Origin of the sequence: Gordonia sp. NPDC057258 (assembly GCF_042668985.1) — a bacterium.
GTDB lineage: Bacteria > Actinomycetota > Actinomycetes > Mycobacteriales > Mycobacteriaceae > Gordonia > Gordonia hongkongensis.
The window spans coordinates 68,450-80,187 of record NZ_JBHUXZ010000009.1 but is presented as its reverse complement, the minus strand read 5'-3'; the positions used below and the strand labels follow the sequence as shown (position 1 = coordinate 80,187).

Genomic DNA, 11,738 nt, shown 5'->3' with positions numbered 1-11,738 from the left:
CTGCAGGGCGGAGATGGCCGATACTGGTCGCATGCTGCTGACTGCCGACGACGTCGACCGCGCGACCGACGAGCTTGCGTCCGTGATCCGGCGGACCCCGACGATCGCGTCGCGGGTGGTGTCCGAGCGGAGCGGTGCGCAGGTGTGGCTCAAGTGCGAGAACCTGCAACGCACCGGATCTTTCAAGCCACGCGGCGCGTACCTGCGTATCTCGCGGTTGTCGGCGGGGGAACGTGCCCGTGGGGTCGTCGCGGCCAGTGCGGGCAATCATGCGCAGGGAGTCGCCTGGGCGGCATCGGAACTGGGGATCGCCTCACGGGTCTACATGCCGGTCGGAGCCGCGCTGCCGAAGATCGCCGCGACGAAAGCCTATGGCGCAGAGGTGGTGCTCGCCGGATCGACCGTCGACGAGGCGCTCGTCGAGGCGCAGCGTCATGCCGGTACGACGGGCGCGGCTCTGATCCACCCGTTCGATCATCTCGACATCGTTGCCGGACAGTCGACGGTCGGCGTCGAGATCCTGGAGCAGATCCCGGACGTGTCAACGATTCTCGTGCCACTCGGCGGCGGTGGGCTGCTCGCCGGCGTCGCCGCGGCGGCGCGTCTGCGACGACCGGAGGTCGAGGTGATCGGCGTGCAGGCGGCGCAGGCCGCGGCCTGGCCGACATCACTCGCCGAGGAGCGACCGACGCCGGTCGCGGCGATGAACACCATGGCCGACGGCATCGCCGTCGCGACACCCGGGAAGGTCCCGTTCGCGCACGTCTCCGAGTTCGTCGACCGGATCGTCACGGTCAGCGAGGAAGAGTTGAGCACCGCGCTGCTGCTCATGCTGGAGCGGGCGAAGCTGGTGGTCGAGCCTGCCGGGGCCGCGGCGGTGGCGGCGGCGGTGAGCGGTCGGCTCGCGCTGTCCGGGACCGTGTGCGTCGTGTTGTCCGGCGGCAACATCGACCCGCTGCTGCTGCGCCATGTGACGACCCACGGCCTGACCGCCGCCGGACGATTCCTGACCGTGACCGCGACCGTCTCCGACCGGCCCGGTGGACTGGTCGCACTGCTGGAACTGCTCCGCGACCTCGGCGCGAGTGTGCTCGACGTCGTCCATTCCCGCGTCGCCGACGATTTGTATCTCGGCGAGGTGCAGGTGACCGTCAGTGTCGAGACCCGCGGACACGACCACCAGCACGACGTCCGGCGGGCCCTCGCCGACGCGGGGTTCCTGCGGGACTGAGGGCGAACGTCGGCGCTAACCTGTCTGGGTGGCTGCCGACGGACCCGCCCTGATCGGTGTGCTGGGCCCGATCGCGGTCGGCGCGTGCCCGGTGGGCGCCGAGAGCCCCGATCGGCTCGTCGCGGTGCCGGGGCTGCGGGCCCGACGCCTGCTCGTGTCGCTCGCCCTCGCCGACGGGCGCGTGATCTCGGCGGACCGCCTCATCGACCACGTCTGGGCCGACGATCCGCCGCGTTCGCCGCACAGTGCGTTGCACACCCAGGTGTCCCGGCTGCGCAAGCTCCTGCCCGAGGGGGTTCTGGAGGGCACCGAGAACGGTTATCGACTGCGCAACAGCCGCACCGACCTCGACGTGGTCGACACGCTGCTCGCCGAAGGCGGCCGGGATGCCCACGACCGGGCCCGGCAGTGGTGGCGCGGCGTGCCCGGAGACGATCTCGGGGACGGGTCCCCGGTGACGGCGACACTGTCCGCACGCATTCGACGTACCCAGGACGCGCTCGACGGTGCGCAGCTGACGGCCGCGCTCGCCGAAGGTGACTTCGCGACCGCGCGATCCATCGCCGAACAGCGCTGCGCGCGAGACCCGTTCGACGAACCGGCACACACCGCCCTGATGCGGGCGCTCGGCGGAGAAGGCCGCGCCGCCGACGCGCTCGTGGTGTTCGACCGGCTCCGACGGCGACTGTCGACCGAGCTGGGGACGGACCCGGGTGGCCGGGGAGTGGTTGTCGTTGTCATGCCGACAACTGTGCGCCGTAGCCTGTCGTCGGGCTTGCGTCGGCTTACGTGGTGCTGTCGTTGAGGCGGAGTGTTCCGCAGAACGCTCCCGAGGAACGTCCACGGGCGACCGACGTGTATTCGACGCGGCTGACACGAGGAGTTCTGTGGATGAGCGTCTGTGCTGTGGATTCTCGGTGCGGCTGCGAGGGCAGGGCGGATTACGTTGCCTGCCATGGGACGACGCACACACTCCGCAGAGGCGGCCTGGACACCACGGATTGCTCACCGCGTCCGTCACGAGCTCATGGATGACGTTCACGAGCAACGACGGAAGGCCTACCGGCGGCTGGACGAACTCGAGGCCGAAGCGAGTCTGCTGGCCGAAGATCTCAATGATGCGGACGAGGGCTCGCTGCATCTCGATCCGGACGAGTACGCCGACCGGGAGGCCGTCCTCGAGAAGGCGGACGGACTCCTCAGCCTCATCAACTGGTGGTCTTCGTCGCTCGCGGTGACGGTGTTGAATCTCGCCGACGCGCCGGTGCACTGGGTCACTGCCCCGGCAGTCGAGCTGATCACAGGCGTGCGGAACGAGGAAGCCACCGCCGGGGGTGGCGGTGTGGACACCCGCGTCCTACCAACATTGGGTAGCGCCGGTCTCGCCTTGTTCGAGAGGTCCGCCGGACGCCATCGACCATCGAAGAGATGTCCGGGTCTCGACAATCGCGACGTCGGGATCGACGGCTTGTGCTGGTGGCGAACAACACTCGGTGGGGAGAATTCGCCGCCCGTCGTGGACATGATCAGGCTGCACGTGCTGACCCGCGACCGGAAGCTCTGCCGCTCCGCAGAGATCGACGGGCGACGCCCGGCGGTCGTCGACGTGGACGTGTTCACCGTGGCGATCGAGCCTGCGTGGACGGGGAGCACACAAGCGTCTCCATCGGTTCGCGTGCTGATGCGTCTCGCCGATGACCTGGGCCGGGGCACGCTGACTGCCTCGCCTGTGCCGACGACGGGTCGAACGTCGGCGGCGGTCGCGGTGGTGGCCTGACAACCGGCCGGCGGCTCACTTCGCAGGTTCGAGGTTCGCGAAATGCTTGAGGGTGTCGGCCTCGATGGTCTTGTAGACCGTCGACGACGCGGGACCGGAGAACGCGGTGACCACACGGGACGAGGTGGGCAACTCGAGCGCGAAGGTCCACCTGAGTCGGCAGCCCACGTCGGCGGGCAGGATCTCGGTCGCCTCACCGAAGCGTCGGATGCCGGGTACGTTCGCCCTCAGGACCCGGAAACCGTTGCGGTAGTGACCGTTCGCCGGGTCCTCGGTCCAGTCGAAGAAGTCCTCGTCGAGGGTCACGTAGCCGGGACCGAGGACCGCGCGGCGTTGCGTTCCCACACCGTACGGCGGCGGTGAGACGAACTCGATCTTCTTGATCGCGCGGCACCAGTCCAGCGTGTGCTGACGGGTGAACTCGGCCCACGCGCGCTCCGGCGTGACCGGCAGGCGCACGTCGATGACGTGCCGCACCGGCGCATCGTCGAAGAAGTCGAGATCGAAGGACTCCAGCTCATGGGAACGTGCCATGGGTCACATTGAAGCACGGTCTTCCGGGTCGAGCCTCGGGCGAGCGTGGTCGAAACAGGGTCGGCCTCCTGTTCAGGTCTACCGGTGCACTTCAACTCGACTCCTGGACTTCGATCGAAGTCCAGGAGTCGAGTCGAGGTTCGCCGGTCGTGGGGTGCACGACCCTCGCAAAATGGATCCGCCAGCGGCCCTGGTGCGTCCTAGTGTCATGACCTCTTTCCCCACCGACAGGTACGGGCTGATTCGCCGCACGGCAACGCTGCGACTCGGCATCAACGACGACGCTGTGACAGCCGCCGTACGGCGCGGCGAACTGATTCGTCTTGCCCCGGGGGTCTGCGCACTGGCGGCCGACGAGGCGTCCGCCGAGGACCCGGGTGACCGTCTGTACCGACTCAGATCGATCGCGGTCGCGACGTCTGTTCGAGACTGTGACGCGTCGATCCTGAGTCACGACTCGGCGGCAGCCGTTCACCAGCTGCCGCTGCTGCACCCGGAACGCGAGGTCGTGCATCTGACGAAGAAGTCGAAGGTGGGCGGGTTCGGGCACGGGTTACGGATCGTCCATGCCGGGCCGGTGGCGCCCGACGAGGTGGTCGACATCGGCGGAATCAGGGTCACGTCTCGTGAGCGAACCGCTGTAGATGTTGCGATGTCCGGTGACTTCGCCCAAGCGCTGGTCGTGTTCGATCGCGCGCTGGCGTCCGGCGCCGACATCGCCACGGTGACCCGTATCCTCGCGTCGCGGAACCGTTGGCGCGGTGCGGGGACCGCGCGTCGTGCCCTTGCGCATGCGGACGGTGCGTCGGAGAGTGTCGGGGAGTCGTGGAGCCGGGCGCAGATGATCGAGGCCGGGTTGCCGACTCCGCGACTGCAGCACACGTTTGAGACGGGCGCCGGAGACGCGCGGACCGACTTCGACTGGGACGGAACACTTGTCGGTGAGTTCGACGGACTACAGAAGTACGGCCGACTGTTGCGCCAGGTTGAGAGCCCGCGCGATGCACTCATCCGGGAGAAGCGTCGGGAGGATGCGCTGCGCGCACAGGGGATCATGGTGATCCGGTGGACGTGGGGAACGCTCCAACGCGGCGAGCTCGCCGATATGCTCCGGCCGTGGTTGGACAAGCTGACCGCGGCTTGACCGATGAACCCCAACTCGACTCCTGGACTTCGATCGAAGTCCAGGAGTCGAGTCGAGGTTCGCCGGTCGCGCGACCGGCGGTAGTTCACGGGCACCCTGAAAACACGAAACCCGGGACGGTCATGCCGTCCCGGGTTGTGTTCGTCGTCCGATCAGCCGTGGTAGGGCTCCGCGCTGACCAGGGTCACCTTGATGGTGGCACCGCTGGGCACGGAGTACTCGCGGGTCTCGCCGACCTTGGCGTCGATGAGGGCGGCACCGAGCGGGGAGCTCGGGGAGTAGGTCTCCAGGCCGCCCTGGCCGCTCTCCTCGCGGGTGGCGATGAGGAACGTCTCGGTGTCCTTCTCGTCACCGTCGTAGTAGACGGTCACGACGGAACCGGGCAGTGCGACGCCGGACTGGGTCGGCGCCTCGCCGACCTTCGCGTTGTTCAGCAGTTCCTGCAGCTGGCGGATACGCGCTTCCTGCTGGCCCTGCTCCTCGCGAGCGGCGTGGTAGCCACCGTTCTCCTTGAGGTCGCCTTCTTCGCGACGCTCGTTGATCTCGGCGGCGATGACCGGACGGTTGGCGATCAACGAATCGAGCTCGCTCTTGAGGCGGTCATGCGACTCTTGGGTCAGCCAGGTCACCTGGGTGTCGGTCATCGGTCACTCCTTTGTGTTGTCCGCGCCCCGGGCGACCGTTTACACCAGGGGCATATGGACTGCTGAAAATGCAGCAACACGACCCCTCGCGGAGCCGTGTATCCGTTCAGGGTACCAGGTGGTGAGACCTATGGCACATCGGTACTGCCGCGCGACAGCGCGCCGAGAGCGTCCTGATACGTCGGTTCCATCCGTTTCAGCCATCCCACAACGAAATACGTCACAGGCATGAGGATGACCTCAACAAGTGTTTTCCAGACGAATCCGACGATCGTGTAATTGACGAAATCTCCCCAGGTCGAGATACCCAGGGCGGTGGCGGCGATCGAACAGAAGACGATGGTGTCGGCCAACTGGCCGACAATCGTCGAACCCAGCAGGCGCGCCCAGAGACGATTTTCCCCGGCGCGTTCCTTCATTTTGACCAGGACGAAGGAATTGAGGAATTCGCCCACGACATAACCGGCCAATCCGGCTAGCAGGAATTGTGGGACGACTCCGGCAACCGTCTCGAAAGCCGCCTGGCCTTCATAGAATTCAGCGGCCGGGAGGTGAATGGTCAACCAGAAACACAACGACGCGAGAATCAGGACCGCGAACCCGGCGAGGATCGTCCGGCGCATGGCACGGAACCCGTAGACCTCGCTGATCACGTCGCCCAGCACGTACGCGAGCGGGAACAGGAAGAAGGCGCCGTCGGTCACCAGGCCGTCCATCTGGATCGGCCCGAGATCGACCTGCAGCCATTCGTCGAACAGGACGACGCCCTTGGTGCCGGTGACGTTGCTGATGAGCATGACGCCGACGAAGACGGCGACCAGAAGGGGGAAGTAGCGGCTGCCGATGGAGGCGAAGGCGGCGCGCGGCGACGGCAGCTCGCTGCCGGTGGACGCGGCGGTCACGAGGCCGACGGCTTCAGGTAGGCCGGCACGTCAAGGGTGCACCCGAAGACCTCGCCGATGACCGGTGGTTTCGACGTCGTGACCTCGGTGCGGACGCCGATCCGTTCTGCGGAGTCCGCGGGGATCAGGATCTCGCGACGCCCGGTCTCGCCGCCGTCGCGGGAGCGGCCGCGCACCACACAGGCAGCCGCCCGGCTCGGATCGGAACGCTCGACGGTGAACTGCACCGCGACGGTCGAGCCGTCGATGATCTCGTAGCCGGTGGCCTCACCGGTCACGTCCGCCGACGAGAACTTGCTGTAGCCGATGACGGCGAGGGTCACGCCGGCCGCGACGACCAGGATCGACAGGGCGATGAACCAGCGACGACGCCCAGAGGCGGTCTCCGAACGCTCCGGATAGGTGGCGCGCGGACCGCTGTGCGGTCGCAAGGTGTCGGGTGTCGCGCGCGGCGCGTCACCGGCGTCTGCGGCGCCCCCGTCCGAACTGTTCACGCGTCAATACCTACCATGGGAGGAGTAGCGATCCGAAGGTGAGGAACTGTGACCGAATCCCACGTCGGCGACCCCAAGTCGGGTGTGTTCCGGCTGATGGCGGTGCACGCGCACCCAGACGACGAGTCGAGCAAGGGTGCCGCCACGACCGCGAAGTATGCGGCCGAGGGCAACGAAGTGCTCGTCGTCACACTCACCGGCGGTGAGCGTGGCGACATCCTGAATCCGGCGATGGACCGCCCGGGCATCAAAGAGCGGATGACCGAGGTCCGTCGCGAGGAGATGGCCAAGGCCGCCGAGGCGCTCGGCGTCCGACAGACATGGCTCGGCTTCGTCGACTCGGGCCTCCCCGAGGGCGACCCGCTCCCGCCTGTTCCGGAGGGTTCCTTCGCCTCGGTGCCGCTCGACGAGGCCACCGAGGCCTTGGTGCGCGTGGTCCGCGAGTTCCGCCCGCACGTGATCGTCACCTACGACGAGCACGGCGGATATCCGCATCCCGATCACATCCGCTGCCATGAGGTGTCGGTCGCGGCGTACGAGCAGTCCGGCGATCCGGACGCGTTCCCGGACGCCGGCGAACCGTGGACGGTGTCGAAGCTCTACTACACCCACGGGTTCATCCGGGACCGGATGGTCCTGTTCTCCGACGAGTTCGCGCGGCACGGCCAGGAGAGTCCGTTCGCCGAGTGGCTCAGCAAGTGGGACCCGAGCCGTGGCGATCTGATGGGACGTGTGACGACCCAGGTCGAGTGCTCCAAGTACTTCCCGCAGCGTGACGACGCGCTGCGCGCCCACGCCACGCAGATCGATCCGAACGGGGTGTTCTTCGCGGTGCCGCTGGAGTGGCAACAACGCCTGTGGCCGACGGAGGAGTTCGAGCTCGCCCGGACCCGGGTCAAGACCGCGTTGCCGGAGACCGATCTCTTCGCCGGGATCGAGGCGTGATGGGCACCAGCACAGTCGTGAACGACACCCTGATGGTCCTGGCGCAGGAACCCCAGGGGCCGGAGTTCGGCAAGGCCTCACCGCTGGGCCTGCTCGTGATCCTGTTGCTGCTCGTCGGGACCGCGTTCCTCATCTGGTCGATGAACCGGCAGCTGAAGAAGCTGCCCGCGTCCTTCGACGCCGAACACCCGGAGGCCGACCAGGCCTTCGACGAGGGAACCGATTCGCCGGGCCCGGCCGGTTCGGACGCGGTCGCACCGAACCCGCCCGGGACCCCGGGTGCCACCAGTGCCGCGGGCACCGACGACCGGCGGCCCGCCGACACCTGAGTCGAGGCGTAGAAGTGGAGTCATGCGCATCTCCACTCTGATCGGGACGTCACTCGCGACCGCTGCGGCGGCAGCCATCGGCAGTGTGGTCACCAAGCCGGCGGTCGAGACCTGGTATCCGAAGCTGGCGAAACCGTCCTTCGTACCACCGAACTGGGCGTTCCCGCTCGCCTGGACCTCGCTCTACGCCGACCTCGCGGTGACCTCGGCAGTCACCCTCGACGACCTGGCCGACGACGGCGACCACGAACAACGTCAGCGGTATCTCGCGGCGCTCGGCGCCAACCTCGTGCTCAACGGCGGGTGGAGCTGGATCTACTTCGGCCGGGGCGCCCTCGGAACCGCGTCGGTCGCGGCGGCGGCGCTCACCGTGAGCAGCGCCGACCTCGCCCGGCGCACCGCACGGACGAACCGGACGGCAGGTGCCGCGCTCGCCGCCTACCCGGCGTGGTGCGCGTTCGCCACCGTGCTCTCGACGAGCGCCTGGTGGCTCAATCGTGGTCGGCGGTCACCGGCGCCTGCCTGAGCGTCGCGGCGAATCGGTCCATCGCCCAGTCGATCTCGGATTCCGTGACCACGAGCGGTGGTGCGAGTCGCAGCGTCGAGCCGTGGGTGTCCTTGGCGAGGACATTGCGTTCGGACAGCCGCAGACAGAAGTCCTTGCCGGTGCCGAGCGCGGGGTCGAGATCGATCCCTGCCCACAGGCCGAGGCCGCGCACCGCCACCACCCCGTTCCCGACGAAGTCGCGCAGTCGGGCGTGCAGATGATCGCCCAGTTCCGCCGCCCGTCGTTGCCAGGTCCCGTCGGCGAGCATGTCGACGACGGTGTGACCGACGGCTGCGGCGAGCGGGTTACCGCCGAAGGTCGATCCGTGCTGACCGGGATGCAGCACGCCGAGGACGTCGTGGTCGGCAACCACCGCCGACACCGGTAGGAGCCCGCCGCCGAGTGCCTTCCCCAGCAGGTAGACGTCGGGTTCGACGCCCCAGTGCTCTACTGCGAAGGTCCTACCGGTGCGGCCCAGACCGGACTGGATCTCGTCGGCGATGAACAGCACGCCGCGTTCGGAGCAGAGGGCCCGCGTGCCGGGCAGGTAATCGTCGGGAGGCACGACGACGCCGGCTTCGCCTTGGACGGGTTCGAGCAGGACGGCCACCGTGTTCTCGTCGATCGCGGCATCGAGGGCAGCCAGGTCGCCGAACGGGACACGAACGAATCCCGGTGTGTAGGGGCCGAATCCGGCGCGCGCCTCGGGGTCGTCGCTGAACGAGACGATCGTCGTCGTGCGGCCGTGGAAGTTCCCGGAGGCCACCACGATCGTGGCGCGGCCGTCGGGTACGCCTTTGACGTCGTCACCCCACTTGCGGGCGACCTTGATCCCGGATTCGACCGCCTCCGCACCTGTGTTCATCGGCAGGACCATGTCCTTGCCGCACAGGGAAGCCAGTGCGGCGCAGAACGGTTCGAGTCGATCGGACCGAAATGCGCGGCTGGTGAGGGTGACCCGCGCCAGCTGATCGAGTGCGGCGGCGACGATGCGTGGATGGCGGTGGCCGAAATTGACCGCGGAATAGGCCCCGAGACAGTCGAGGTGTCGACGGCCGTCGATGTCGGTGATCCAGGCCCCCTCGGCGGTGGCCGCGGTCACCGGGATCGGCGAATAGTTGTGCGCCACATGAGGTTCGACGACGCCGAGCGGTGCGCCCGCGCTGGTGTGGGTGCCGGTGCCGGGGCTCGTCATCGTCATGAATCGAGGGTATCGTCGAGGTCTGGTGCAAACAATCGACGTCGATTGCGTCTGAACGCAACGGATCGCCGGTATGGAAGCAAAGGGGAGCGGTCTGTTGCGGACACTGGACGACCTCGACGAGAGGGTGCTCGCGCACCTCACCCGGGACGCCCGGGCGACCTACCAGCAGATCGGGCAGCAGGTGGGGTTGTCGGCCCCCGCGGTGAAACGACGCGTCGACCGCCTGGTCGCCGACGGCGTCATCCGGGGTTTCACCGCGGTCGTCGACCCGCACGCGATGCAGTGGACCACCGAGGCATACGTGTTGGTGTACTGCCGGGGCAACATCTCGCCCGACGAGTTGAAGGCGGCGTGGGAGCCCATACCGGAGGTGGTGGGTGCGGCGACGGTCACAGGTCAGGCCGACGCCGTCCTGCGCGTGATGGCCCGCGACGTACGGCACCTCGAGCAGGCGCTCGAACGCATCCGGCGGGCCGGCCCGGTGGATCGATCAGAGTCGATCCTCGTGCTCAGCGAGCTGATCGACCGGGGGCACCCGTGAGAATCGGGGTGTCGAAACCGTTGTGCTAGTGTGGTCGCCGTGATCAGCACCGTGCGCGCGTATTGGCGCTTTATCGAGGCTCCGGGTGGGGCCACGATGATGCGTTGACCTGACGCGCGCACGACACACCCGGAGCCCGAGCAGCGACCCCACGGTCGCTGCTCTTGTCATTTGAGCGGGGCTCCGACCACACCCAGGGCATGCCTCGTCACCACAACGACACGGGCATGACCTCGAAAGGCACACAACGTGACCACCTTGCCGGACCTCCCGATCCGATCCGACGACAACGCCGAATCGACCTCCGACCGCCGCATCCGGGCGTTCCGTCCGATCCCGTCGCCCGACACCGTGCGCAGCGAATTGCCCCTCTCGGCACGACGAGCCGTCGCCGTCCAGCGCGACCGGGACGAGATCGCCGACATCCTCGCCGGCCGCGATGACCGGCTGCTCGTCATCGTCGGGCCCTGTTCGGTCCACGATCCGATCGCCGCCATCGACTACGCCCGGCGCCTCGCGCCGCTGGCCGATGCCTACTCCGAGCGACTCAAGATCGTGATGCGCGTCTACTTCGAGAAGCCGCGCACCACCGTGGGGTGGAAGGGCCTGATCAACGACCCCGGGATGGACAACACCTTCGATGTCGAGCGTGGCCTGCGCACCGCCCGGTCGTTGCTGCTCGACATCATCGACCTCGGTCTGCCCGTCGGATGTGAGTTCCTCGAACCGACCAGCCCGCAGTACATCGCCGACGCGGTCGCGTGGGGTGCCATCGGCGCCCGCACCACCGAGTCCCAGGTCCACCGGCAGCTGGCGTCGGGCCTGTCGATGCCGATCGGCTTCAAGAACGGCACCGACGGCAACGTCCAGGTCGCCATCGACGGCGTGAAAGCCGCTGCGGCCGAACACGTCTTCTTCGGAGTCGACGACTTCGGCAACGGTGCCGTGGTGGAGACCGCGGGCAACGAGGACTGCCACATCATCCTGCGCGGCGGCACGCGCGGCCCGAACTTCGACGCGGAGTCGGTGTCGGCGGCCGCCGAGGCGCTCGCCGCGGCCGGCCTGCCCGCCCGGGTCATGATCGACTGTTCGCACGCCAATTCGGGCAAGGATCATGTCCGTCAGGCGGAGGTCGCCACCGAGATCGCGACGCGACTCCGGGCGGCGCGCGAGGCCGGTGAGCCCTCGAACGTCAGCGGCGTGATGCTGGAGAGCTTCCTCGAGCCCGGCGCGCAGTCGACCGAGGCCACCCCGCTGGTGTACGGCAAGTCCGTCACCGACAAGTGCATGGGCTGGGAGGCCAGCGCCCAGGTCCTGGCGGCGCTCGCGCGGGGCTGACCCTTCCCTCGCCTCAGTATCTGCGGCTCGGCGGCCGTCGTGGACCATGAAAGAACACTCGTGAGCGTCCGAATCTCATGCTCCCTGAGGTGCGAGCGAAGCGAGCCA

14 protein-coding genes are annotated in these 11,738 nt (G+C 68.0%); 9 read left to right on the top strand and 5 right to left on the bottom strand.

The window, feature by feature from the left end; genetic code table 11:
- Window positions 1–31: 31 nt before the first annotated feature.
- From ilvA to ACFUEJ_RS09125, 3 genes are all read left to right on the top strand, one after another.
- Complete coding sequence (gene ilvA, locus ACFUEJ_RS09135) at window positions 32–1,231, top strand: threonine ammonia-lyase (protein WP_058250748.1); 1,200 nt, start codon at window positions 32–34, stop codon at window positions 1,229–1,231.
- Between the two features lie 28 nt (window positions 1,232–1,259).
- Window positions 1,260–2,036, top strand: a complete 777-nt coding sequence (locus ACFUEJ_RS09130; protein WP_388028785.1) for a BTAD domain-containing putative transcriptional regulator — start codon at window positions 1,260–1,262, stop codon at window positions 2,034–2,036.
- A gap of 222 nt (window positions 2,037–2,258) precedes the next feature.
- On the top strand, window positions 2,259–3,008 hold the full coding sequence (locus ACFUEJ_RS09125) for a hypothetical protein (RefSeq protein WP_065629944.1): 750 nt from the start codon (window positions 2,259–2,261) through the stop codon (window positions 3,006–3,008).
- Window positions 3,009–3,023: 15 nt separating this feature from the next.
- On the opposite strand, the gene ACFUEJ_RS09120 is transcribed toward ACFUEJ_RS09125, so the two are convergent.
- Entirely contained in the window at window positions 3,024–3,542 is a 519-nt protein-coding gene (locus ACFUEJ_RS09120; protein ID WP_388028781.1) for an SRPBCC family protein, read from the bottom strand.
- 208 nt (window positions 3,543–3,750) lie between these two features.
- Here ACFUEJ_RS09120 and ACFUEJ_RS09115 point away from each other — a divergent pair, with 208 nt between their 5' ends.
- Window positions 3,751–4,686 carry a hypothetical protein gene (locus ACFUEJ_RS09115; protein WP_078112087.1) on the top strand — a complete coding sequence of 312 codons (936 nt, stop codon included), beginning with the start codon at window positions 3,751–3,753 and terminating at the stop codon, window positions 4,684–4,686.
- A gap of 152 nt (window positions 4,687–4,838) precedes the next feature.
- Here ACFUEJ_RS09115 and greA read toward each other — a convergent pair whose 3' ends face one another.
- The 3 genes from greA to ACFUEJ_RS09100 form a co-directional block, all read right to left on the bottom strand.
- Window positions 4,839–5,330 (bottom strand): transcription elongation factor GreA, encoded by a 492-nt coding sequence (gene greA, locus ACFUEJ_RS09110; protein WP_004020945.1) that lies wholly within the window; start codon window positions 5,328–5,330, stop codon window positions 4,839–4,841.
- Window positions 5,331–5,458: 128 nt separating this feature from the next.
- Window positions 5,459–6,232 (bottom strand): queuosine precursor transporter, encoded by a 774-nt coding sequence (locus ACFUEJ_RS09105; RefSeq protein WP_058250740.1) that lies wholly within the window; start codon window positions 6,230–6,232, stop codon window positions 5,459–5,461.
- The gene (locus ACFUEJ_RS09100; protein ID WP_055474887.1) at window positions 6,229–6,726 is read right to left on the bottom strand and encodes a DUF4307 domain-containing protein; all 498 of its coding nucleotides are present in this window, start codon (window positions 6,724–6,726) and stop codon (window positions 6,229–6,231) included. The genes ACFUEJ_RS09105 and ACFUEJ_RS09100 overlap by 4 nt, the downstream gene beginning before the upstream one ends.
- A gap of 48 nt (window positions 6,727–6,774) precedes the next feature.
- On the opposite strand from ACFUEJ_RS09100, the gene mca reads away from it, so the two are divergent.
- The 3 genes from mca to ACFUEJ_RS09085 are packed head-to-tail and all read left to right on the top strand — an operon-like array spanning window position 6,775 to window position 8,526.
- Window positions 6,775–7,671 (top strand): mycothiol conjugate amidase Mca, encoded by an 897-nt coding sequence (mca, locus tag ACFUEJ_RS09095; RefSeq protein WP_055474886.1) that lies wholly within the window; start codon window positions 6,775–6,777, stop codon window positions 7,669–7,671.
- The gene (locus tag ACFUEJ_RS09090) at window positions 7,671–8,000 is read left to right on the top strand and encodes a hypothetical protein (RefSeq protein WP_058250739.1); all 330 of its coding nucleotides are present in this window, start codon (window positions 7,671–7,673) and stop codon (window positions 7,998–8,000) included. Before mca ends, ACFUEJ_RS09090 begins: the two co-directional genes overlap by 1 nt.
- A 22-nt stretch (window positions 8,001–8,022) precedes the next feature.
- Window positions 8,023–8,526, top strand: a complete 504-nt coding sequence (locus ACFUEJ_RS09085; protein WP_058250738.1) for a TspO/MBR family protein — start codon at window positions 8,023–8,025, stop codon at window positions 8,524–8,526.
- Here the strand turns inward: ACFUEJ_RS09085 and rocD are convergent.
- Complete coding sequence (gene rocD / locus ACFUEJ_RS09080; protein ID WP_388028777.1) at window positions 8,492–9,748, bottom strand: ornithine--oxo-acid transaminase; 1,257 nt, start codon at window positions 9,746–9,748, stop codon at window positions 8,492–8,494. The two genes, ACFUEJ_RS09085 and rocD, sit on opposite strands and share 35 nt — an antisense overlap.
- A gap of 97 nt (window positions 9,749–9,845) precedes the next feature.
- Between rocD and ACFUEJ_RS09075 the strand changes: the two genes are divergently transcribed.
- Together ACFUEJ_RS09075 and ACFUEJ_RS09070 are read left to right on the top strand one after the other, a co-directional pair.
- Window positions 9,846–10,292 (top strand): Lrp/AsnC family transcriptional regulator, encoded by a 447-nt coding sequence (locus ACFUEJ_RS09075; protein ID WP_058250893.1) that lies wholly within the window; start codon window positions 9,846–9,848, stop codon window positions 10,290–10,292.
- Window positions 10,293–10,541: 249 nt separating this feature from the next.
- Window positions 10,542–11,630, top strand: coding sequence for a 3-deoxy-7-phosphoheptulonate synthase (locus ACFUEJ_RS09070; RefSeq protein WP_058250736.1), 1,089 nt, complete (start codon window positions 10,542–10,544; stop codon window positions 11,628–11,630).
- Window positions 11,631–11,738 lie beyond the last annotated feature (108 nt).